This window comes from Vibrio sp. 03_296 (assembly GCF_002265885.1).
Window position 1 is genome coordinate 1 of the sequence record NZ_NPKW01000194.1, and the last position, 23,266, is coordinate 23,266.

The following is a 23,266-nucleotide window of genomic DNA, read 5'->3' on the forward strand; positions in this document are numbered from 1 at the left end:
CTTCATCGTCATACTCTTCGATGACATTTTGGCTTCTGCTACTGACTCTGCGCCCTCGAGCACAAATGATCTTCAAATGGCGATAAATCTTGAAGTACGCTATCGAGCACTTCTCGTTCGTCATCAACACATAAAATCAAGTATTTATTCATGGGATGCTCCTTCAGAAACCAGTGGTAACCAGATAGTCATACAGGTGTACTGCGCTGGAATCGAATCCACTTCGATCCATCCTCCGTGACTATGGATGATTTGATGGCAAATAGACAAACCAATGCCAAGACCAAAATTTCCCTCTTTTTTGGTGGTGTAGTTCAGTTCAAAAATCGTGGCTTGTTGCTCTGCAGGTATGCCACAGCCATTGTCTCTAAATGAAACCGTAACATAAGGTTTGTCATTGCGTGATTCAATTTTAGTGGTGATTTCGAGAGTACCATGTTCTGGCATGGCGTCGAGCGCATTTGAAATCATATTGGTCCACACTTGTTGCAGCGCGATAGGTTGGCAATAAATAGGGGGCAAAGAACAGTAATGTGTGGTCAGTTTATGCAGTTTGAGGCGATTTTCGAAAATCACTAACGTATCTTCAATGCCTTCGTGGATATCGGCAATATGTGTTTTTTCATCATCTGCACGAGCATAGCCTTTTAAGCTTTTGACCATATCAGCAATCCGACTGGCACACACATCAATCGATCGCAGCGAGTTGCCAATCAAAAAGTAGTGTTCAAGGTGTTCAAGTTGACGGGCACCTTCCGTTGGATGCTGCTTGAGTTGCGTAAGCAGTTCGTCGTCCTGTTCCAGGCCGAGGGCGACTAATTTTCTCGCGATGTTTCGGTTGTCAACGCATGATAAGAGTTGGTTTGAGCGTTCTCTAAGCTCTGCGGTTGACATAGGTTTACTTGCTTTGGCACTTTCTAACACAGCTATTCCTTTCGTGGTTTGATTCGGCGCGCTGCTGGTTGAAAGTACCATTCCCAAATTTTGGTTGAGGTTTTCAATGCCTCTTAGAATCGCTGCGATGGGATTATTGAGTTCATGGGCAACCCCAGCGACCAGTTGACCGAGCATGGCCATTTTTTCTTTTTCGATCAATTGCTGGTGGGCAGATTCAAGCGATTCAAGGGTTTTCTGTAACTGCAGTTTTGTATTGATACTGCGTTGCAAACGCCGATTAAAGTGTCGTAGCAACAGGTTGGTAAACAGAGGCAAAAGGTTGGAATCGGATTGCATTACTTGGGCAAAAACGTTGCGATCTAATTTGATCACTTCCGTCTTGGTGAGAGTGAGGGCGGTTGAGAACGATTTCTCTCCGGTGACAAATGACATACCACCAACGAGATTGCCCTTTTTGTGTCGGACCACTTCACGTTGCATGCCCATATCATCGCGTTTATAGAGCGCGACTTCTCCTGAGGTGATGAACCAGAGAAACTTGTTCGCCTCTCCTTCGACCGTCAACAGATGTTCTGGTGAATACGTTCGGCAGGCTCGTGTTTCATCTTTTTCTTGGAAAAAAGTTTGCAGTGCATTGGTGAAACGTTCCGTTAGCTCTGCGTCAGACAAGGTGTGATAATCGTGGATAAAGCCTGCTTGGTAGTGACGCATCTGATTTTCAATATGTGCACGTAGCAAACGATTTTGATCAAGTACGCTGCTAAAACCAAGCAAATCTTCTTTTTCAAACTTAAGAATAAACTGAGTCAGCTCTTTTTGAACGGTTTGAAAAAGGACGTGATCGGGTAGGGGCTTGGTTAAACAGTGATCCAATCGACCTTCATTGACCGCAGTGATGATCGCGGCAATGTCCGTCGAGCAGCTAATTAGAATGCGTCGGGCGTCTTCTGTTCTGGGGTTGTTGTCTAAGCCAATCAAGAAGTCAACGCCATTCAATTCACTGTGATGGCTTGCAATGACCAGCGCCATGGTTTGGTTTGCCTGCTCTAAGTAGTCAATCGCGTGATGTGCTTCCTCAACTGAGTCTGCAGTAAATACATCAAATTTATGAGAAAACGTCGCCAACTCTTGGCGAAACTGCTCGATACTTATCGGATTGTTGTCCAAACACAAAATAGCGTAACGGTTCACAAAGCCTCATCTTTTAGCATAAACAATGACTAAGATAAGGTAACAGGAAGTGCGAGATCTGGTTGAGAGCTAAGTTTCAATTTCGTGAGTCATTATAGTGTTCTTAGCAATAGTCTGATTTATCTCAATGTTTTCACCTGTGTATAGATAGGGTAGACTCACTCAAAACATTCACAAATAAGTGACATTATGAACAACTTAAAGAAAATCGGTGCAGTTGGTGGTGCTATCTCATTGGCATTGTGTTGGCCATTGGCGGTGGGGCAGATTGGTCAAAATGTAATTGAAGATGCCGTTGCCAAGTTAAATAGTGCGCAACTGCAAGCGGAAATTGTCAAGTACGACCGAGGTTATCGCACATCGGAAGTCACCACGCGTTACACCATTGTTGACCCAGTGTTAGTGGAGCAATTTGAAACGGATGGACTTCCTTTAGTTTATGAAATGCAATCGACATTAAAGCACGGGCTGACTTCGCTTGATTCGGTTTCTGATTTAGTGGGGGAGCAGGCGCTACCTCTGCATATTGAAGCCACCACACAATTGAATGGAAACACGGATTTTGTTGCTACGATTGATAGTTGGAGCTTTGTCAGTGACAGCGAAGGGGTAGCGGTTTCTACCGCACCGATGAAGCTTTCAGGTAATGCGACTGTGCTCGGTGACATTGACTTTATGCTCGATGTCCCTTCTATTCAGTTTGATTTTGCCAGTGGTGAATCGCTGCATATTGGCAATTTGACAGGCAATGGCAAAGGCAAACACAAGAACGGTTACTGGTTAGGGCAACAAGATATTCGATTGGGCGAGTTTCAAGTCGCAGATGCCTCCGCTCAACCTTTGTTTGGCTTGTATGACGCTCAATACCTTGGTGATACCAAGCCGGACGCCAAAGGGGAGCGTTTGGCGAGCGTGTTCAGTTTTAAGTCGAAAAAGCTGTTGATGTCTGACGGCAGTGAAGTCAAAGATCTTAATCTGGACTTCTCTCTGACGAATCTGGATATGCAATCTTTCGATAAGTTGATGGATGTGTACCAAAACGCTACCTCTCTAACGTCAGAAGAGGTGCAATCACTGATGCCACATATCGATGCCTTGTTTGAGAAGGGCTTTGATGTGGCAGTGAAAAACTTATCTCTAAAATTGGGTGAAGGGATATTTGAGAACACTTGGAATCTGTCGATGCCTCAAGGCACTGAGCAAGTGACGCAAGATCCAATGAAAATCATGACATCAATGACGGGTGATCTCAGTACCTATTTCAGTGATGAGTTGGTGGCGGAATACCCATTTATCCAAGAAGGGGTGGATGAGTTGATGGTGATGGAAATTCTGCAACAAGTCGAAGGTGGCTATACCTTGAAAGCCAAAATCGCTGAAGGCAAATTGATGTTTGATAACGGACAGCAGTTCCCGCTACTGGCGCTATTGATGCCTGCGCTAATGCAATAATTGCGAATTCATCCGCTTAGAATAAAAAAGAGGTCTTAAGACCTCTTTTCTTGTTTTTCAACAGCGAAAAACGTGATATTACTTGCAGAGTTTTTATTACATCTAGCAGGAGCAAAGAGCGTCATGGAACAAAATACGGATAACGTATTTAACTTTAGTGCCGGACCAGCAGCACTACCGAAGCCTGTTATGCAGCAGGCGCAACAAGAATTGTTGAACTGGCAAGGGCTAGGCACTTCCGTTATGGAAATCAGCCACCGCAGCAAAGAGTTTATTGCAGTCGCAGAGCAATCTGAGCAAGATCTCCGCGATTTACTGAATATCCCTGATAATTACAAAGTTCTTTTCTGCCAAGGTGGTGCGCGCGCTCAATTTGCGGCAGTGCCGCTGAATCTGCTAGGTGACGCGACGACGGCGACCTACATTGATGCGGGTTACTGGGCGGAAAGTGCTGTTCAAGAAGCGAAAAAATATTGCACGCCAGATGTATTCAATGCGAAAGCAGAAAAAGAAGGCAAGCAAGCGGTACTACCTGCCTCAGAATGGCAAATTCATCCTGACGCTGCTTATGTGCATTTTTGTCCAAATGAAACCATTGATGGTATTGAAATCAACGATCTGCCAATCACGGATAAACCGATTGTTGCCGATATGTCTTCAACCATTCTGTCGCGTGAAATCGATGTATCAAAATACGGAGTGATTTACGCGGGCGCACAGAAAAACATCGGTCCTTCAGGTATTGCGATTGCTATCGTGCGTGATGATCTGCTTGGCCTTGCCAAGGAAGTGCTACCGACGGTGCTTAATTATAAAACGTTGGCTGAACAAGATTCCATGTTTAACACGCCACCTACCTTTGCGTGGTACCTATCTGGTTTGGTCTTTAAATGGCTGAAAGCACAGGGTGGGGTGAAAGTGATCGAGCAGGTCAATCGTGAAAAAGCAGCCATGCTTTACAACTACATCGATCAATCAAACTTCTACATCAATAACGTTCATTCAGATAACCGCTCTTTGATGAATGTTCCATTCCAAATGGTGAAACCAGAGCTAGACGCGAAATTCTTGAAAGAAGCAGAAGCGTTGGGTTTGAAATCACTAAAAGGTCACCGTGTGGTCGGTGGTATGCGCGCTTCTATTTACAACGCAATGCCAATTGAAGGCGTGAAGGCGTTAGTCGATTTCATGCGTCAATTTGAGCAAGAAAACGCGTAATTTCAGCGCGATAGATGAGAATAACAAAGGGAAGTGCGTAAGCACTTCCCTTTTTCTTGTTTGCCATTTTTCTATAGATGGCTGAGTAATACTACCCAGCCATTTAAGAGGCGATAGCGGTGCAATTTACAGCGTTTGGTTGAGTTCGAAATAGCGACCACGAGCGGCTAAAAGTGCTTGATGGTGACCATATTCGACAATCTCGCCTTGTTCGATTAGGCAAATGCTGTCCATTTTGTCGAGGTTTACCAAGCGGTGTGTAATGAAGAGCACGGTTTTCCCGTCAAAGTGCGCTTCAAGTAACTGCATGATCTGTTGTTCCGTCTGCTTATCTAAGCCCTCTGTTGGTTCATCAAGCAGTAAGATTGGTGCATTGTGTAGCAAGGCTCGTGCAATGCCGATACGGCGTTTTTCACCACCAGATAACTGGCGACCACCTTCACCAAGCCATGCTGATAGCCCATTATCGTCGAGCAGTTTTTCTAGCCCGACTTTGGTGAGCACGTCAGACAATTGCTCGTCAGTTGTACTCGGGGACGCCATCAATAAATTGTCTCGTAATGATCCGTTTAAGATATCTACACGTTGACTGACAACACTGATGGAACGACGCAGCTGGCTTTCACTCCACTCGGTGATCGGTTTTCCTGCGAGCAGGATAGAGCCTTGATTGACATCCCAATAACGATTGAGCAGTTGTAGCAAAGTTGATTTTCCTGAGCCCGTTTGGCCGACAATGGCCACTTTGTGCTGGGCTGGAATCGTCACGCTAACATTGCTCAATGCCATACTTTGGCTATCCGGGTATTTGAATGATACGGCCTGATAGTCAATAGAGTATTCACCAGAGTGAGCCACATCCTCCTTGGCAAAATGGACTTCAGGTTCAGCCAGAATGACCTCATTAAGGCGACGGGCGGAAGTTAAGGTTTGACCAAGGTGCTGGAATGCGCCCGCAATTGGCATGAGCAGTTCTACGCTTGCCATGGTGGCGAACGCCACTAGCGCAATCATAGGATCTGGTGCATTACCACCAACGCCATCTGCAGCAAGCCAAAGCATCAATACCAAGGTCCAACCGTTTGCGAGCATCAATAATGCTTGTGCTAAACCAGAAAAATGGGCGTTGAAGTATTGGTTTTTCAGTAATTTCTCTTGTGCGTGCAAAATAGCGTTGTGGTAGCGTGACTCGGCACCAAAGAGAGTCAGCTCACTGTAACCTTGCAACCAGTCTAAAGTTGCAACACGCAGCTCTGCTTTATTGTGGGTTAGTGCTTGTCCATTGCTTTTTCCTAGCTTGTAGAAAAGGACAGGCCAGAGCAGCAGTAACAGAGTAAGAATGGCACCCAGTGTCAGGCCCAATGTTATATCAAACCAACACAATACGGCCGTTAAGCCCAGTATGCCAAGCGTGCCGACGACCATAGGGCTGATTAAACGCAAATAAACATGATCCATTGCGTCAATGTCTGCTACCAAGCGGTTAAGCAAATCAGCGTCACGAAGATTGGAGACTCGTCCTGGGATCAGCGGCGCTAACTTAGAGAAAAAGAAAATACGCAGATCAGTCAAGAGCTTGAAGGTCGCGTTATGACTGACCACTCTTTCACCCCAACGTCCCGCGGTTCGTCCCATCGCAAAACCACGCACAAACGCCCCAGGCAGCATGTAGTTGAACGTTTCACGAGCAATGGTCAATCCGGCAATGGCCGCGGCTGAAAGAAACCAGCCTGACAAAGTCAGCAGGCCAATAGAAGCGAACAGAGTTAAAAACGCCAGTAGCATCCCAAGAGAGAGACCAAACCAATGTTTCTTATACAGTTTTAGGAAGGGAATTAAATCACGCATCAAGATTCCCCTTATCAAGTTGCTTGAGGGCTTGGTTAGCCAATAACATTTCTTGGAACAAGCCTTCTTGATGAGCAAGTTCGTCATAACTGCCTGCTTGAACGATCTCACCAGCACGCATCACAAGGATGGAATCGACTTGTTTAAGTGGCGTTAATTGGTGAGTAACCATCAATGCTGTTTTGCCCGCGATTTGCCCTTCGAGGCCTTGCATCACCAAACGTTCGCTGCGAGCATCGAGGCTGGCTGTGGGTTCATCGAGTAGCCAAAACTGGCCGTTTTGTACCATAGCTCGGGCAAGAGCAAGACGCTGTGCTTGGCCGACAGATAAGCCCCCGGAACGATCAGAAATGGCGTAATCTAATCCGTGCTGGCTTACAAACTCGGCAGCAAATGCATTGTCAAGTGCCACTTGGATATCGGTATCGCTGATATCCGACTTGCCCAAACTGACGTTGTCGCGAATAGTGCCGTGGAGGAGCAACGGATTTTGGCCCACCCAACTGATCTGGCTGCGCCATTGAGCAAGGTCAAGTTCAGTTCTTTCGATGCCATTGATGGTTAATGAGCCTTGATAAGGCAAAAATCCCAATAAAGCGTTAATCAAGCTGGTTTTCCCCGCACCACTGGGACCAACAAGCGCCGTAGTTTGTTGAGCGGCAATGTCAAAACTCACGGGGCCAAGTAGCTTTTTCCCTTCTGGTGAAAACACTTCTAATTGTTCTGCTTTGATGGTGATGGGTTGACCTTGTTCAATTTGTTGGTCGCCGCTGCGTACTGTGCTGACATCCGTTTCCAAAAACTCAACGATGCTCTCTGCTGCACCCACCGCTTGTTGCTTGGCGTGGTAGAAAGTGCCCAAGTCACGAAGGGGTTGATAAAACTCTGGAGCGAGGATCAAAATAAACAAACCCGAAAATAGAGTGACGCCTGCACCATAGTCGCCGAAGTTAAGTTCGCCGATAAAAGCAAAGCCAAAGTAAACGGCAGTGAGAGCAATAGAGATAGAAGTAAAGAACTCGAGCACCGCCGAAGACAAGAAAGCGATTTTCAATACGTCCATCGTACGAGTACGGAACACTTCGGATGCACCACGCATCACTTCGACTTCTGCGTGAGTGCGATCAAAAAGACGAATCGTCGTCATCGCTTGTAAGCGATCATAAAAATGACCAGACAGACGTTGCAGCGCTTTGAAATTTTTTCTATTTGCGTCGGCAGCTTTAATGCCCACCATCGCCATAAATAGAGGGACCAATGGCGCGGTAATCAAGAAAATGAGCCCCGCAGCCCAGTTGACAGGAAAAACAACAATAAGAATCACAAACGGCACCAGCACGGCTAAGGACATTTGCGGCAGATAGCGAGCAAAGAAATCCTGCATATTCTCAATCTGTTCAAGAACCAAGGTTGCCCATGCGCCAGCAGGCTTACCTTTGATGTAGGCCGGGCCGAGCTCTCGCAGCTTATCGAAGATCAACTGACGGATGTAGACGCGAATTTGCTCGCCACAACGGTAGCCAGCAATTTCTCGGCCCCATGAGCAAAGAGCACGCAGGCCAATCAGTGCTACAAGAGCGATGAAGTGAATAATGAGCTGATGTTTGTCGACTTTCTCAATGATTAATTGATGAAGAATGGTGGCGAGCAAGGCGGCTTGTGCCAACAAAAACACACTTGATAGTACGCCAAGGCCAACCGCAATCATCAACCAGCGCTTTGCTAGTTTGCTTTGCTGTTTGAGCCACAGATTCAAGCTGCGTTGTTTCTTTTTATCCATCTTGAAGGCTTAATGATAATTGTTTTACTAAGAGGGGGCCTAGTATACAAAAGAAAGCCCGGCGGGAATACCGCCGGGCTGTAAGGATATGACACAAATGTGAAAAGTTATTTGTCGTTTAGCGAATCCAAGTAACGTTCTGCATCTAATGCTGCCATACAACCAGTACCAGCAGATGTGATTGCTTGGCGATAGTTGTGGTCCATCACATCACCCGCAGCAAAAATACCTTCGATGCTGGTTTGCGTTGCGTTTCCTTCAAGGCCTGACTTGACCAAGATGTAACCATCTTTCATTTCAAGTTGGCCTTGGAAGATTTGCGTATTTGGCTGGTGGCCAATCGCGATAAATGCGCCCATGACGTTGAGGTCTTCGAGTTCACCTGATTTTACATCTTTCAAGCGTACGCCGGTGACACCCATCTCATCACCCAATACCTCTTCCAGTACACGGTCGGTATGAAGAATGATATTGCCGCTCGCCACTTTATCCATCATACGATTGATAAGGATTTTTTCTGCACGGAAACCGTCACGACGGTGAATTAGGTGCACTTCTGAAGCGATATTGGATAAATAAAGTGCTTCTTCAACCGCGGTATTACCGCCGCCTACAACCGCCACTTTTTGATTACGGTAGAAAAAGCCGTCGCAGGTTGCACACGCTGACACGCCACGTCCTTTGAATGCTTCTTCAGACTCCAAGCCAAGGTATTTTGCAGACGCACCCGTAGAAATGATCAGTGCATCGCAGCTGTAACTGGCCGCATCACCTTTAAGGACAAATGGGCGTGTAGAGAAATCCACTTCATTAATGTGGTCGAATATGATCTCGGTTTCAAAACGCTCCGCATGCTCTTTCATGCGATCCATCAAACCTGGGCCGGTTAATCCTTCAGGGTCGCCTGGCCAGTTTTCAACTTCGGTTGTGGTGGTTAACTGACCACCTTGTTGCATGCCTGTAATTAGCACAGGGTTGAGGTTTGCTCTCGCCGCGTAAACTGCTGCGGTATAACCCGCAGGGCCAGAACCTAGAATTAGTAATTTACTGTGTTTAATGTTGCTCATTCGCACTCCCTAGCGGGCAGTTAAGTTTGTTGAGATTGTATGGAAAATTTGGCGCTAATAAAAGAATAAACCAAGAGCTTATAACGAATTTCTGGTTATAGGTTATACCCTCCGACTCGAAGTTATCGAACGGTTGGTTAAGTCCGGGTGATCATTCTCATTTCATGGTTATTTTTCGTTAGAGGTTGCTCTTCCTCCTACCGTATATGATGTCAAATTATTGGTTTTTTTGATCTTGTGTAAAGTGATCATAGAGATAAAGTGACTTCTATCTATTTGATTTTTATGATGTGGCATTCATGACTAGCAGACTGAACTGCTTTTTTTAAATGTTAAGTTTTTGTTTTGGTCTTATTGGTTGCATTTTTGGCTTTTGTTGGTTTTATATTCTTTGTTGGGCTGTTTTGTGGAGTTTTTTGTGGTCAAAAGTTGATCTTGCAGTGTTTTGGCGTATTCTACATTTTGTTTGTGTTAACAATAAAATAACAAATGTATCAATCAAAGGAGTGAATGATGCTACATTCGCACGAGAGTACCCTACATTTAACTCAACTCAGCCGTCGCGCCATCGAACAGTTGTCGCCATCTTTTTCTAAGTTACCTCACACGGAGCATGCGGATGGCAAATTCCGTTTAAGACGCTATTCCGTCGTCTCCTTGCATCAAGGTCGTGTGATTGAACTGGACAAGCATGACTTTGTACAGACTTCAGATATCAACCGTTTCCAAGGTGATGTGGTTCGACAGTTTTCTCCGATTGAAGAGAGCACACTCAATAGCGAAGGTTTTCGTGAGATGTGTCAGTTGTTTGCTGTGAAGAATGACCTGAGAGATGGACAGGAAATCGAAGTGCATCAAATCCGCATTACCGCCATATATGATGAGACTCAGGTCGCCCCTGAAGGCGTGCACCAAGACGGATTTGATCATATTGCGATTGTTGGTGTCGGCCGCAATAACATCGAAGGGGGGGATATCATGCTGTACAGTGATTTTCACTCTGAGCCGTTTTTTAGAAAAGTGTTGAATAATGGTGAAATCGCGATGCTGGCAGACAGCAAGTTGTGGCACAACGCCAAACCCATTCGCGCCATTGAGCAAGAGCGTGAAGGTCATATGGATGTGTTTGTGTTGACTGCAAAAGGAATGGCACATGAATTGGTCGCCTAATCAAGTTCGAGCGCAGTTTTCTGCGTTGGCACAGTACCATAACCAAAGGCCAGTAACGTTTTTTGACGGGCCGGGCGGATCGCAAGTACCGCAATCTGTGTTGGATGCCATGGTCGGCTACCTTGGGCATTTTAACTCGAACTTAGGCGGGAACTATTTTTCCAGTCATAAGACGGTTGAGGTAATGAAGCAAGCGCGCCAATCTGCGCAAGCATTACTCAATGCACCATCGCAAGACAATATTGTCTTCGGTGCGAATATGACCTCTTTGACGTTTCAGTTAAGTCGAGCCATTAGCCGAGATTGGCAGGCGGGGGATGAAGTCATTGTCACCGCGTTGGATCACTATTCCAATGTCTCGAGCTGGGAGCAAGCTGCAGAAGACAAAGGCGTCATCGTTCACCAAGTGCGGGTTAACCCTGAAGATTGCACCTTGGATATGGAACACTTCAAACAGTTGCTCAATGCTCGCACAAAATTAGTGGCCGTCACCTTTGCCTCGAATACCACGGGAACCATTGTTGATATTGCGTCAGTGGTGAAGCTAGCTCGAAGTGTGGGCGCTTTGGTGTATGTCGATGCGGTGCACTATTTGCCGCACCACTTAGTGGATGTGCAAGCCTTGGGTTGTGACTTTCTCGTCTGCTCGGCATACAAGTTTTTTGGTCCTCATGTGGGTATTGCTTATGTCGCTTCCCCTTGGTTAGAGACGCTGCGCCCTTATAAAGTGGAGCCTGCCACGAACATTGGGCCGGGCCGTTTTGAAACAGGTACGCAAAGCTTTGAAGGCTTAGCGGGGGTGTCTGCAGCCATTGAGTACCTCGCTCAGTTCGGAGAAGAAGGTGCTAGTTTGCGCCAGCGGCTAGAGCAAAGTTACGCGCTTTATGCTCAACATGAGCAAACATTAAGCCAGCATTTTTTGCAGCGTTTGTCGGCACTTGATGGGGTCACGTTATACGGTATTAACGACGCCTCAAGTGATAAGCGAACCCCGACATTTGCGATGACAGTGGAGGGCTATTCTCCAGAGTTTATTGCAAAAACATTGGGTGAGCACAACATCTGTGTCTGGAATGGCCACTTTTATGCCCTTGGCCTGATTCGGCAATTAGGGTTGGAGTTCAGCGGCGGAGTGATTCGGATTGGTTGTATGCATTACAACACGGTCGAAGAGGTCGACTTGTTGTTTAATGTTTTGGAGAGCATTATCGATCAACGAAACGCATAGTACGAAAAGAGCCAGCGAATGCTGGCTCTTTTGTCTCATTAGGCTTCAAATTCCACTTCATAAGAAGTGAATTTGCGAACATTAATCACGCCCGTATCCAAAATCAGATACTGCCCCTTAATGCCTTGAAGTACACCACTCACCACCGGATTTTTATCAAAGTTGTGCGACTTGATTTTGCTTGGATGTTGCTCCACTGGGTATTGGATGCTGGTGGTTGCGTCCTGAAGAATCTCGATACTGTCATCGCCGTACTTGGCACGAATTTCACTGATTTTTTCTTCAATCAATGGCAGCAATTGTTGCGCTCGCTCTTCAAGCGGAAGAGGTGTGCCATCCCCTTTGAGTAACGCTTGCCAATTGGTTTTATCAGCAATATGTTTTGCCAGCTCGACTTCAATCAGACCGGAGATTTGGCGAGTCTTCACTTTCAGAACAGGTAAGCCTTGCGTCGCACCTTGATCGATCCAGCGGGTTGGGATCTGCGTATGACGTGTAATGCCGACTTTTAAGCTTGATGTATTAGAAAGATAAACATAGTGATCAACCATGCAGTGCGTGTCTGCCCATTCAGGCTCACGACAGGTTCCTTGCTCATAATGACAGGTTTCTGGCTTCATGATGCACATGTCGCAGCTCGCCAGTTTACTCATACAGACGTAGCAGTGACCTTGCGCATAGCTCTTCTTGGTTTTTTTACCGCATGAACAACAAAAGATGTTGCCTGTGTGGGTAAGGGTGATGCTCTGGCCGATAAAAGGCGTCAACTCGATTTCAGTGTCTCCAACAGGCAATCGGTATTGCACCACACCCTCTAAAGTTGCACGCATTTTATCCAGCGTGCCTTTCGCATTTGTAGTCATGACATTACTCATTATTTGTTTTTGCGGAAGTATATACCCAAACGGGAACAAAATGCAGGTTGCGAGTAGGTTCGCGTTATCGCGATTACCATCCCCCATTGAGGTGATAGTGGTTATCCAGTGGTTTCGTTATTGTTATAAAACTTATTTAACGTCGTGAACTAGGTCGCATTTGCTTACATAATTGAACGCTAATTTATGTTGGAATTAACATCACATTTATTCTGCATGGTATAGTGTATCTCTATTGAGAACAGGTAAAAAATAATAATAAAAGTATTGACATTGAGTGTTGATTGGTGGGTTGAGTTGTTTTTTGGAGGCTAATGATGAAATGGATACATAAACTTATTTTTGCTCTCGCAATATGTACCATCAGTTTAATAGCGCTTTATAGTGTGTTAGGTGACACGAGAAAACTTGTCATCACACCAGAACGTTTTGCTTATTTTGCCACCGATGATCGGGCAGCAGGCGGTATTACGACGACGGAAATGGCGATTGATGGCCAAACGATCGATTTAAGCTGTAACATGCAAACGGCGAGCTACCCGTGGCCTTACTGTGGTATTTCGATTTTTACTGACACACTTGAAGCGACGAAAGGTATCGACCTTTCCAACTACCACACGATCCGTCTCAAGCTCAGCTACGACAAAACGGGCGAATCCGATGGTCGATTGCGCTTTTATTTGCGTAACTTTAATCCGGCTTACTCCACCGCAGATAATGAGTACACTTACAAATACAATGGCATGGAGTTCACACCGAGTGCCAGCGTGGAAACCATTGAGATCCCCCTAGCGAACTTGCAAGTCATGACTTGGTGGCTAGCCGACAATAAGATTCCGATTGAACATTCTGCACCAGAATATTCCAACGTGACACGAATTGAGTTGGCGACAGGCTCAGGGGCGGCAAATGGAGAGCATCATATCCGTATCGAACGCATTGAGTTTGAAGGTGCGTATTTGGCACAGGAAACCCTGTTGTTTGCTTTGTTGCTTTCTTGGGTATTATTGGGACTGGCTTTTTCTTTGAATGAACTACGTAAAAGTAAGCACAACCTAGCTGAGTCTCGTTTTCGCCAAGAGCATTTAAGAAAGATGAATGCGGATCTTCGCGCGCAGAATTACGAGTTTGCTGAACTTGCTCACCGCGATGCGCTGACTGGTGCGATGAACCGTCATGCGGTTCGAACTTGGTTGGAGAAAAAAGCGCGTACGGTACGTTGGGGGCAAGAACAGCTGTCAGTTCTCTATCTGGATCTGGATAAGTTCAAGCGCGTTAATGACCGCTATGGCCATCAAATGGGGGACGACATCCTACGTGAGTTCGTGTTGGTGGTCGCCAGTTCTTTAGAAGAAGGTGAACGCCTGGTTCGATGGGGCGGTGAGGAGTTTATCGTCTTTCTTCCAGAAACCACGCTGCAACAAGCAGTAGAAAAAGCAGAAATGATTCGTAAAAATGTTTCCAATCATCTTTGGGTGCATGGTGGCATGCTCACTTGTAGCATCGGCGTGGCGCAGATGCAGGAAGAACGAGTAACGGAGTTTCTCGCTCGTGCCGATGACGCACTCTATCAAGCCAAACATCGCGGACGTAACCGAGTCGAAGTGAACTACGGTATGCAGAAGACAACCAGCGAATGTGGTTAGAGCTCGGCAATTGCCTTGAACAGACGAAGCCATCCAGATTCGGGTGGCTTTTTTGTCGCTTGTTTTTGTATTGCTTATTTTTTACGTAGCAAACGTGTCACTGAGATGTTTTTCTCAAGCTCGTATTTAGATTGAGGGTTCTGAGAGGCGTATAGATAGCGCTTACCGTGCTCAGCAACAAGTGAGACACCCTCTAGAGAACTAACATTCGAGCGATAAAAAAGGTGGCCGAAAGGCCACCAACGTGAAACTACAGATCCACCCGGGGGAAGAGAGGGTGCAGAGTGTTCTCTAACCTGCAGTTGTAGTGCTCATTGATGTTTACCAAAACATCGTTGCGAATAGAGTCAGAGCGGCGATACATACGATGTTTAGTACCATACCAATACGCATCATCTCTTTTTGCTTGATATGTCCTGTCGCAAAAACAATGGCGTTTGGCGGTGTCGCCACTGGCAACATAAAGGCACAAGACGCAGAGATGGCGATCAAGGCAGACAGTACAACAGGTGATAGTCCTAGTGCTTCTGCAATCGTGGCAAATACAGGCACCAGAAGCGCAGCGCTGGCGGTGTTACTTGCAAACTCTGTCAGGAAAACCACAAAGGTGACAACAGCAAGAATGGTTAACAAGATGCCAGCTTGCTCAAGGAATGCACCTAGGCCTTCTGCAAGGAATACACTGGTGCCTGTTGCTTTTAACACGTTGCTCAAACAAAGGCCGCCACCAAACAGAATGAGTACGCCCCAATCGGTTGTTTTCTCGATGTCTTTCCATTCCACCGCACGCGAAACACCCAGCGCGACAATGGCACCGATAGCCACAAGGGTATCAAAGCTCTTGAAGCCACCTAACATCGCATTGACTGGCTTGGAGAAAATCCACAGTGATACCGTTACAAGGAAAATCGCAAGAGTGATTTTCTTACCGTTGGTCCATTCCACTGGCGTGTGGTCCAGCTCAAAAGAGTGCTTAAGGTTTGGCTTGGTCATTGAATACAGCACAATCAATGCAATAGGCAGTAACAAGATGGTGATAGGGAGACCGAGTTTCATCCAGCCAGTGAAATCAAGGCCAACTTCAGCTGCGGCAATGGCGTTTGGCGGGCTACCTACTAGTGTGGCGATACCGCCAATTGAGGCGCAGTAAGCAATACCAAGTAAAACGAATAGGTAAGTGCTGTGACTTTTCTCTCTATCAAGTTTGCTCATGACCCCTAATACAAGGGGTAACATCATAGCGGTAGTCGCGGTGTTCGAAATCCACATCGAAAGCCCGGCGCTAACACCAAAAAGCATAAACACCGCAGTCGACATCTTGCCTTTCGCTAGGATCAGCACTTTATCTGCGATGGCTTGATCCAATTTCTGTTTATGTAGTGCGGCGGCAAGAGCAAAACCACCCAAAAACAAGAAAATGATTGAGTTGGAGAAGTTATTCAGCGCTGCTTGTGTATCAAAAACGCCCATGAAGACGGCGAGCATCGGGACGAGCAGCGCGGTGATGCTAACGTGAATGGCTTCTGTAAGCCAAAGTACCGCGACAAAGGTAAGGATACTGAGTCCAACGACCACTTTAGGATCAAAAGGTAGAGTGGTCATTAGGGTAATAAACAAAAAAATATTCGCGATGAATATCATGCTGTTTCTGGTGAGTAACCAGTTCTTTAACGTAACAGCGAGTGCGGTCATAGCATATGCTCCTTTTGCTTCGCCTCTGTAGGGTTATTGTTTTGTCTTTCCTGAGTGGCTATGCCACTTAAAAAGAGATGTGAGGCGTAAATACTGACTTGCGTTACGTGAATGTTATGAGTTTTGTGGGTGTTGTGTTGGTGATAATTAACGTTGTAATAACAAACTGTGAGGTTTAAAAAGTAAAAGGTGTAGATTTCTACCCATTTATTGAGAAAGGGAATCGGACCCTTCTGCTGGTGGCGGAGAAAGAGGCGTTCCTAATGGTTCGAGCGCAATGGGTTCTTGTGGACCAAGGAAGCGAGGTTGCGTGTTAATGACGTAAAGATCGATAAACGCTTTGACGCGAGCCAGTACTTCTCGACTGCGCATCGACCAAATTTGCTTGCTGCTACTTGGGCCGGAAACGGCTAAACAGCGTGCATTGATCTGATAAGCATTGGCAATAAACAAGGCTCGTTCACAGTGAAAACGTTGTGTGACGATGAGGAAATGATCGGAGGCAAAAATTTTCTTTGCGCGAACAATGGAGTCTAAGGTGCGAAAGCCTGCGTAGTCGAGGTGGATGTTCGTTTCGGGTACGCCTGCTTTGAGTAGATCACGTTTCATGGTCCACGGTTCATTGTACGAGCGATGGGCGTTGTCGCCACTCAGCAGCAAGTGTTGCACTTTGTTTTGTCGGTAAAGCTCAATGGCGGCATCAATGCGATGTGTGTAGTAAGTATTGAGTGTGCGGCCAATGTATTTACTGGTTCCTAGCACCACGGCGACATCAAAACCTTCCACTTGATCATAGCTGGTGATGATTTTGTCGGAGGCCTGCAAGCTTACCCAGCGGTCCACCATAATGACAAATAATATCGCGCAGAGTATTGCAACGAGTGATCCCCCAATCAGCCGTTTTAAACTTATCCAACTTTTCAAACCGGCTAGGCGATCAAACACGACATATCACTCCATCTCTTTCTAAGTCCACATCTTAACGGAAAGTCACAGAAGAGTTGAAGTCAATTTCTGGTGAAATCTCGCATTTTTGCTGTCAAAAAAGCCCTCGCGAAGAGGGCTGTTTTGGCTAGGATTAAAACGCTGTGCGCTTGTAACGGCGGTATACCGGTTGCCAGAAATGTTGTTCAATGGCGACTTGCAGCGCATCGTCAGCAATTTCCAACGCCACCCCTTGTTCGATGGCTTTTTTCGCCACTGCGTAAGCAATGCGTTTTGATACGGTGTGGATCTCTTCCAGTGGTGGCAGGAGCGCGCCTTTGCCATTGATTGCCAACGGAGAACACGTCGCCAATGCGCGGCTTGATTCCATCAACATTTCGTCTGTAACACGTTTGGCGTTGACGGCCAAGACACCCAAACCGATACCCGGGAAGATATAACTGTTATTGCATTGTACGATTGGGTAGGTTTTGCCTTCATGAATCACAGGATCGAACGGGCTGCCAGTGGCTACCAATGCGTCGCCGTTTGTCCAGCGAATGATATCCGCAGGTACCGCTTCCACTCGGCTAGTTGGGTTAGACAGTGGGAAGACGATTGGACGAGGGCAGTGCTTGTGCATCTCTTGAATGACTTCTTGAGTAAACAAGCCTGGAGCGCCAGAAACCCCGATCAATACGGTTGGTTTTGCGTTTTTCACCACATCAAGTAGCGAGAAGCCATTGGCTTCCGTTTCCCATTTCGCCGTCACGGTGTGTTTTTGTACCAGACGTTGTTGGAAATCAAGCAGGTTCGGCATGCCTTCTTGCAATAAACCCCAACGGTCAACCATGAAAACTTGAGAGCGCGCTTGCTTATCTGAAATACCTTCCGAGACCATTTGTGCAATGATCGCTTCGGCAATACCACAGCCGGCAGAACCTGCGCCGAGGAAAGTAATGCGTTGCTCAGAGAGCTTGCTGCCAGCCGCTTGACACGCTGCCATCAAGGAGCCAACCGTTACTGCCGCGGTGCCTTGGATATCATCATTGAAGCAACAAATGCGGTTTTTGTAACGCTCAAGTAGCGGCATCGCGTTTTTCTGTGCGAAGTCTTCAAACTGAATAAGTGCATCTGGCCAGCGGCGTTGAACCGCTTGGATGAACTCTTCAACAAATGCGTCGTAATCTGCACCCGTAATACGCGGGTGACGCCAGCCCATGTACATTGGGTCAGCAAGACGTTGTGGGTTGTTGGTACCGACATCCAATACGATAGGCAAAGTGTAAGCCGGGCTGATCCCGCCACAAGCGGTGTAAAGAGAAAGCTTACCGATAGGAATGCCCATGCCGCCGATGCCTTGGTCACCCAGGCCAAGAATACGCTCACCATCGGTCACTACAATCACTTTCACGTTGTGGTTAGAGGCGTTGTTCAGAATATCGTCAATACGATCACGGTTTGCGTAAGAAACGAATAACCCACGGCCACGGCGGTAAATATTGGAGAAGTTTTCACACGCCGCACCCACGGTCGGGGTGTAAATGATCGGCATCATCTCAGTGATGTGATTTTGTACCAAGCGATAGAACAAGGTTTCGTTGGTATCTTGGATATTGCGCAGGTAGATGTGCTTATCCATGTCACTCTCGAACGCTTTGTACTGCATGTATGCGCGTTCAACCTGCTCTTGAATCGTTTCCGTTGTTTCAGGAAGCAGACCTTCAAGGTTAAAAGAGATGCGTTCTTCCGCTGAAAAAGCGCTGCCTTTGTTTAGTAATGGGGTACTCAGTAGCGCCGGACCCGCGAACGGGATGTAGAGTGGGCGTTTATCGTTATTCATTGGGTGCCTTAGTAGGGTTTTTGAGGAAACGCTAAAAATGATAACGGCTTCACTAATTGGTTGTAAATAGCGCTTGATATACATCAAATCAAACGCACAAAAAAAGTTGCTTTATGCGCGAAATATCAGCATTCAAACATCCACGTCCAAGCGTTTTAATACTGAATCAGAGAGAAATGACCAGTGTACGCCCCTGTGATGAAAGTTTAAGGGTATACTCCGAAACAAATTTAAACGCAGTGAAATTTTATGTCCGCACTTCCTATCGACGCCATTAAAGCGCAATTTGATCATCACCTTGGCCAAACTCATCTTGTGGTGGAAGCTGAAACTGGCTCAGGAAAATCCACTCGCTTGCCATTGTGGGCGGCAGAGCACGGTCGAGTGCTGGTGATTGAACCAAGGCGAATTGCTTGTACGTCATTAGCCGAGTTTTTGGCTGAGCAATCTGGTCAGCCTTTGGGGAGTAACGTCGGGTATGCGATCAAACTTCAGGCCGCTTATGACGCGCAGACCAATATCGTGTTTGTGACTCCGGGTGTGGCATTACGTTGGTTAGCGGAAGATGGCCTGAGTGCGTTTGATATCGTTATTATTGATGAATTTCATGAGCGTCGATGGGACATGGATCTCCTCACCGCGATGCTCAAAGCACAAAATAAGCATCGGTTGGTTTTAACCTCAGCGACGTTGGCGGGTGAAAAACTGGCGAAATATCTCAATGCCGAACGTTTGCAATCTCAAGGTCGCTGTTACCCGGTTAGCATCGAATACCGAGCCAAAGAGAGTCACCTTTTGCCCAGCAAGAAACAGTGTGAGCATGACGTGATGGCCGCGATCAATGAAGTGTTACAAACCGAAGGGCAAGATATCTTAGTTTTCTTACCCGGCAGGAAAGAGATTTCAAACATTGCCAGTCAGTTGCAAGCACAACCCTCTTTGGTTGTGGCAAAGCTGCATGCCTCCGTTTCAGATGAAGAGAAACGCATAGCTTTAAGCGTGCAAACCCAGCGTAAAGTGGTTTTAGCGACCAATGTGGCGGAAACCTCGCTGACGATACCAAACATCACCACCGTGATTGACAGTGGCTTAGAGCGACGCACCATACAACGAAATGGTCGAACTACCTTGATCCTTTCCCATATTTCCAAGGCCAGTGCGGCACAAAGAGCAGGGCGTGCTGGTCGTGTTATGGCTGGCCAATGTTTGCGTCTGTACGGTGAACACGCCCCACTTGAACTTGCCACGCCCCCCGAACTGCAGCGAGAAGAGCTCAGCGAGCCGATGTTGGCAGCAGCCTGTTGTGGCTATCGCTTGGCCGAGCTTGAGTTTTTAGATGGTTTGCCAGAGAAATCCCTTGTGCAGGCTCACAAGATACTCAATGGCATGCAAGCCATCACAGCCGAAGGCAAAGTGACCGAGCACGGACAAAAGCTCTATCCTCTACCTGTTGACACGCTATACGCTGACCTTGTCACTCGCATGCCAACCAAGGCACTCAAAGAGGCCATGATTGATCTCGCCGCTGGTCTCTCTGTCCCAGCGGCGCTCTATCAAATCAAGGGGGGAGAAGATGCTGAGAAGCTACGTGAACAAGAGCCGCAACAGTGCGACGCCACGTTAATGATTCAGCTCATTCGGGGTCAGCGCTTTAGTGGTGTGATCGTAGATGACGGGGCGTTAGACGAAGCACGAGGCTTGTCTCAACAAATGCGCGACCTGTTTGAACTGCCTGATCTTGAGGTGAGTTCGAGATACACGCGGGTTGAACTGGTCACGGCCATCGCTCGTTTGCATCCAGAGTTGGTCTTTATCCGCCGAGCCAAACGACGTGAGGCGTTGGGGAATGGAAAGATGGAAATGATGGTCGGTCGCCAAAGCCGATTTTCTGACAAACACGAGCTAGCGCTTGTGTTAGATAGCCATAGCTTGCCGGGGAAAGGCGTGAAACAGACGCTCAATTTAGCCAGTGTGATCATGCCCGCTCCGTTGACCTTGATTAACGAGCTCGAGCTAGGGGAGTGGCGACAAGGGGAAACGCGCCCATCAAACGATGCGGTCGAAGTGGAGATGCAACTGGTTTACGCAGGTCGAGTGGTGGAGAGCAGGCTTGAACAACCTCAAGGAAAGGATGCCATTGAAACCATCGTCGCTCTGGTAAAAACAGGCCAGTTGCTGCCGGATCTCTATGCGTTTGTCACGACACAAATGACGCATTGGCACTTGTATTGCGCGTTAGGTTTGAATGAAGAACAACGCCCCATCGGATTACTGGATTTTGACCAGTGGTTGCGCGAGCAGCTTCATGCCATGGGAGTGAACGAAGTGGATGAGATGGCACTGTTTGACAGCTGTGATTTCCCGTATCGAGGGATCCCAGATTGGCAATACAAGGATTTTTCTGAGCAATTTCCGTTATCGCTCTCTTTGCCTGATTTACAGCTGACGGTGGAGTATTTTCCTGTTGGCAAATTAGTGCAAGTGGTCTTCGCTGGTGGCAACCGCAAAGGCGATCCCAAGCGTTGGGAACTGCCTCGTTTTTCCGGTTGGCGAGTGCAATATCGTAAAGCGAGTCGAGTGATTGATGTTCGCTGAAGTCTAAATTTGTTTTAAACGCAAAATATTAATCAATCCGACGCATATCGTTAAAGGGTGTGAGTGACGATTGTTACAACTCTGGTTTTAATATTTCTTTTCCTCTCGAAACTAGGGCATAAAAGACCATTGTTTTATATCCTATTGCTATATCAAAACACTTGACTGATATTGAGTATGTTGTGTTGCCAATCTGTCGGGGGACAAAATGGAAAAACAGGGAAAGAGACACGTCGAATTTGACTACACCAGTTTTCTAGGGGCTTCATGCAGTAAAAAATGGACGTTTTTAGAAGCCTTAACCACCTTTGCTCCAGTCTTTGGTGTGATGTGGAAGAACAGTATCGCAGAGCTTTCAGAACCAGAAGATCGACTGTGGGACGCCGCCTTAAAGAGCATGTCTTCACGCCGTAGCGATGAGTCCAACTTGGTAACGCTACTCAAACTGGCAAAACTGGAGGGGATAGACGAGCTGACGGTGGTGATGCCGTATGCGCTAGAGCCCACCCAGATCGACTTCATTCAAAATCGCAGCGAAAGCAAAATTGACTGCCGAGAGCAAGATGTGTTCGTGATCCGCTTGAAAGATCTCAGTTAACCCAAGTTTGATGAAGTAATGTGAAGTAACGATAAAAAACGCCTGCAGTGTGAAGTGATGCAGGCGTTTTTTTGTTTTTAATCGCTGGTTTAGGCTTAGTCAATCAAACCGTATTCGCGGCCAAGAATATCGATGATTTCTTGCTTTGGATTGTCGCTTAAGACGATCTCTTTGCCGGTAATTTTCTCTGCGATGTTGATGTAAGTACGAGAAACGGCCATTAGTGCTTCTTCAGGCAGTTCGTTGTCTCGTGCGAGCGCTTCACGCTCAGGCATACGGTCTTTATTCAGTAAAATATCTGGGTCAGGGAAGTAGTTGAGTAAGAATTGTCTAAAGCCTTCTTTTGAATTCTCGACAATTTTGCCTGCTTGATACGCTTGGGCATCCCAAATTCGTGACGAATCTGGCGTACCTACTTCATCCATGTAAATCAGTTTTTCATTTCCAGCCGCGTCCGTGACATAACCAAATTCAAATTTGGTATCGACAAAGATTTGACCCACGTTCGCCAATGCTTCACTGATCACTCCAAAGCCGTCTTTTAGCAGTTTTTCGTAAAGCGCGATATCGTCAGCACTCGAGAAATTAAACGCGGCAAAGTTATCGGCGATATTTTGGCGAGTAATATTAACGTCGTCTGCTTCTGGAACACCTGGGATGCCCTTCAAAATGCCTTTTGTTGATGGCGTCATGAGCAGATCCGGCAATGCTTTGTCTTTTTCCAAGCCTTCAGGTAGCTGAATACCACAGAATTCACGCTCCCCTTTTTCGTAAGCACGCCACATTGAACCAGTAATGTACTTGCGGCAAATTGCTTCGATTTTCACCGGTTTGGCTTTTTGTACGATCCAGACAAAAGGATGTGGAATATCCAAAATGTGGCTGTCAGCCAGACCATTTTCTTTGAACAAGCCAAACCAATGGTTTGAAATGGCATTGAGCGCTGCGCCTTTGCCCGGCACGCCGTTCAACCCGTACTCTCCATGCCAAATGCAATCAAAAGCGGAAATACGGTCGCTGATCACCATGATCGCCAATGGGGCGTCAGGGGCAACATTGTATCCTTTCTCTTTAATCAGTCGGGCACTGTCTTCTTCGGTCAACCAGTAAACAGAACGAACTTTTCCACTGTGTACAGGTTTATCGGTGCGGATGGGTAGGTCATCGTTGACGGCAAGTACTTGGTCAGCAAGGCTCATTTTGACATTCCTATCATAATTTCAAACGTCATGCGGGAAATGA

The 23,266-nt window shown here is 46.8% G+C and carries 16 protein-coding genes and 1 pseudogene; 7 read left to right on the forward strand and 10 right to left on the reverse strand.

Annotation, left to right across the window (positions count from 1 at the left end; genetic code table 11):
- Positions 1–152, reverse strand: a pseudogene (locus CIK04_RS22840) (response regulator); the annotation flags it as partial.
- Positions 145–2,088 (reverse strand): ATP-binding protein, encoded by a 1,944-nt coding sequence (locus tag CIK04_RS22845; RefSeq protein WP_046028896.1) that lies wholly within the window; start codon positions 2,086–2,088, stop codon positions 145–147. The gene CIK04_RS22845 and the pseudogene CIK04_RS22840, both read right to left, overlap by 8 nt.
- Before the next feature lie 189 nt (positions 2,089–2,277).
- Here CIK04_RS22845 and CIK04_RS22850 point away from each other — a divergent pair, with 189 nt between their 5' ends.
- Together CIK04_RS22850 and serC are read left to right on the forward strand one after the other, a co-directional pair.
- On the forward strand, positions 2,278–3,540 hold the full coding sequence (locus tag CIK04_RS22850; protein ID WP_097352989.1) for a DUF945 family protein: 1,263 nt from the start codon (positions 2,278–2,280) through the stop codon (positions 3,538–3,540).
- 123 nt (positions 3,541–3,663) lie between these two features.
- Entirely contained in the window at positions 3,664–4,758 is a 1,095-nt protein-coding gene (gene serC, locus CIK04_RS22855) for a 3-phosphoserine/phosphohydroxythreonine transaminase (RefSeq protein ID WP_052171220.1), read from the forward strand.
- A gap of 126 nt (positions 4,759–4,884) precedes the next feature.
- Here the strand turns inward: serC and cydC are convergent, their stop codons facing one another.
- The 3 genes from cydC to trxB all read right to left on the reverse strand — a co-directional run bounded on the left by cydC (position 4,885) and on the right by trxB (position 9,453).
- Complete coding sequence (gene cydC, locus CIK04_RS22860; protein ID WP_097352990.1) at positions 4,885–6,606, reverse strand: cysteine/glutathione ABC transporter ATP-binding protein/permease CydC; 1,722 nt, start codon at positions 6,604–6,606, stop codon at positions 4,885–4,887.
- Entirely contained in the window at positions 6,599–8,386 is a 1,788-nt protein-coding gene (gene cydD, locus CIK04_RS22865) for a cysteine/glutathione ABC transporter permease/ATP-binding protein CydD (protein WP_097352991.1), read from the reverse strand. The genes cydC and cydD overlap by 8 nt, the downstream gene beginning before the upstream one ends.
- A gap of 107 nt (positions 8,387–8,493) precedes the next feature.
- Positions 8,494–9,453: a thioredoxin-disulfide reductase gene (gene trxB, locus CIK04_RS22870; protein ID WP_026050254.1), complete on the reverse strand. Its 960-nt coding sequence runs from the start codon at positions 9,451–9,453 to the stop codon at positions 8,494–8,496.
- A 510-nt stretch (positions 9,454–9,963) separates the two neighbouring features.
- On the opposite strand from trxB, the gene CIK04_RS22875 reads away from it, so the two are divergent.
- Positions 9,964–10,623 (forward strand): 2OG-Fe dioxygenase family protein, encoded by a 660-nt coding sequence (locus CIK04_RS22875; RefSeq protein ID WP_038939008.1) that lies wholly within the window; start codon positions 9,964–9,966, stop codon positions 10,621–10,623.
- On the forward strand, positions 10,607–11,851 hold the full coding sequence (locus CIK04_RS22880; protein WP_097352992.1) for a cysteine desulfurase-like protein: 1,245 nt from the start codon (positions 10,607–10,609) through the stop codon (positions 11,849–11,851). The genes CIK04_RS22875 and CIK04_RS22880 overlap by 17 nt, the downstream gene beginning before the upstream one ends.
- A gap of 38 nt (positions 11,852–11,889) precedes the next feature.
- Here the strand turns inward: CIK04_RS22880 and CIK04_RS22885 are convergent, their stop codons facing one another.
- A complete protein-coding gene (locus CIK04_RS22885) occupies positions 11,890–12,714 on the reverse strand; it encodes a DUF2797 domain-containing protein (RefSeq protein WP_176463407.1) in 825 nt (274 codons plus the stop codon).
- A 329-nt stretch (positions 12,715–13,043) separates the two neighbouring features.
- On the opposite strand from CIK04_RS22885, the gene CIK04_RS22890 reads away from it, so the two are divergent.
- Positions 13,044–14,372, forward strand: a complete 1,329-nt coding sequence (locus CIK04_RS22890; RefSeq protein WP_039469493.1) for a GGDEF domain-containing protein — start codon at positions 13,044–13,046, stop codon at positions 14,370–14,372.
- Positions 14,373–14,693: 321 nt separating this feature from the next.
- Here the strand turns inward: CIK04_RS22890 and CIK04_RS22895 are convergent, their stop codons facing one another.
- The 3 genes from CIK04_RS22895 to CIK04_RS22905 all read right to left on the reverse strand — a co-directional run bounded on the left by CIK04_RS22895 (position 14,694) and on the right by CIK04_RS22905 (position 18,831).
- Complete coding sequence (locus tag CIK04_RS22895; protein ID WP_097352994.1) at positions 14,694–16,064, reverse strand: DASS family sodium-coupled anion symporter; 1,371 nt, start codon at positions 16,062–16,064, stop codon at positions 14,694–14,696.
- A 207-nt stretch (positions 16,065–16,271) separates the two neighbouring features.
- Positions 16,272–17,009: a vancomycin high temperature exclusion protein gene (locus CIK04_RS22900; protein WP_097352995.1), complete on the reverse strand. Its 738-nt coding sequence runs from the start codon at positions 17,007–17,009 to the stop codon at positions 16,272–16,274.
- Between the two features lie 133 nt (positions 17,010–17,142).
- Positions 17,143–18,831: an NAD-dependent malic enzyme gene (locus tag CIK04_RS22905; RefSeq protein ID WP_038963120.1), complete on the reverse strand. Its 1,689-nt coding sequence runs from the start codon at positions 18,829–18,831 to the stop codon at positions 17,143–17,145.
- 249 nt (positions 18,832–19,080) lie between these two features.
- Between CIK04_RS22905 and CIK04_RS22910 the strand changes: the two genes are divergently transcribed.
- Together CIK04_RS22910 and CIK04_RS22915 are read left to right on the forward strand one after the other, a co-directional pair.
- Positions 19,081–21,426 carry a helicase-related protein gene (locus CIK04_RS22910; RefSeq protein ID WP_097352996.1) on the forward strand — a complete coding sequence of 782 codons (2,346 nt, stop codon included), beginning with the start codon at positions 19,081–19,083 and terminating at the stop codon, positions 21,424–21,426.
- A gap of 208 nt (positions 21,427–21,634) precedes the next feature.
- The gene (locus tag CIK04_RS22915; protein WP_017419941.1) at positions 21,635–22,024 is read left to right on the forward strand and encodes a hypothetical protein; all 390 of its coding nucleotides are present in this window, start codon (positions 21,635–21,637) and stop codon (positions 22,022–22,024) included.
- 95 nt (positions 22,025–22,119) lie between these two features.
- Here CIK04_RS22915 and CIK04_RS22920 read toward each other — a convergent pair whose 3' ends face one another.
- Positions 22,120–23,223 (reverse strand): phosphoribosylaminoimidazolesuccinocarboxamide synthase, encoded by a 1,104-nt coding sequence (locus tag CIK04_RS22920; protein WP_038969569.1) that lies wholly within the window; start codon positions 23,221–23,223, stop codon positions 22,120–22,122.
- Between the last annotated feature and the right edge of the window lie 43 nt (positions 23,224–23,266).

Bases quoted from the DNA above. Each gene is read 5' to 3' on its own strand.
- trxB (WP_026050254.1), bottom strand. From the start codon at position 9,453: ATGAGCAACATTAAACACAGTAAATTACTAATTCTAGGTTCTGGCCCT.
- CIK04_RS22850 (WP_097352989.1), top strand. From the start codon at position 2,278: ATGAACAACTTAAAGAAAATCGGTGCAGTTGGTGGTGCTATCTCATTG.
- CIK04_RS22895 (WP_097352994.1), bottom strand. From the start codon at position 16,064: ATGACCGCACTCGCTGTTACGTTAAAGAACTGGTTACTCACCAGAAAC.
- CIK04_RS22910 (WP_097352996.1), top strand. From the start codon at position 19,081: ATGTCCGCACTTCCTATCGACGCCATTAAAGCGCAATTTGATCATCAC.
- cydD (WP_097352991.1), bottom strand. From the start codon at position 8,386: ATGGATAAAAAGAAACAACGCAGCTTGAATCTGTGGCTCAAACAGCAA.
- CIK04_RS22920 (WP_038969569.1), bottom strand. From the start codon at position 23,223: ATGAGCCTTGCTGACCAAGTACTTGCCGTCAACGATGACCTACCCATC.
- CIK04_RS22890 (WP_039469493.1), top strand. From the start codon at position 13,044: ATGAAATGGATACATAAACTTATTTTTGCTCTCGCAATATGTACCATC.
- CIK04_RS22880 (WP_097352992.1), top strand. From the start codon at position 10,607: ATGAATTGGTCGCCTAATCAAGTTCGAGCGCAGTTTTCTGCGTTGGCA.
- CIK04_RS22915 (WP_017419941.1), top strand. From the start codon at position 21,635: ATGGAAAAACAGGGAAAGAGACACGTCGAATTTGACTACACCAGTTTT.
- cydC (WP_097352990.1), bottom strand. From the start codon at position 6,606: ATGCGTGATTTAATTCCCTTCCTAAAACTGTATAAGAAACATTGGTTT.
- serC (WP_052171220.1), top strand. From the start codon at position 3,664: ATGGAACAAAATACGGATAACGTATTTAACTTTAGTGCCGGACCAGCA.
- CIK04_RS22875 (WP_038939008.1), top strand. From the start codon at position 9,964: ATGATGCTACATTCGCACGAGAGTACCCTACATTTAACTCAACTCAGC.
- CIK04_RS22905 (WP_038963120.1), bottom strand. From the start codon at position 18,831: ATGAATAACGATAAACGCCCACTCTACATCCCGTTCGCGGGTCCGGCG.
- CIK04_RS22885 (WP_176463407.1), bottom strand. From the start codon at position 12,714: ATGACTACAAATGCGAAAGGCACGCTGGATAAAATGCGTGCAACTTTA.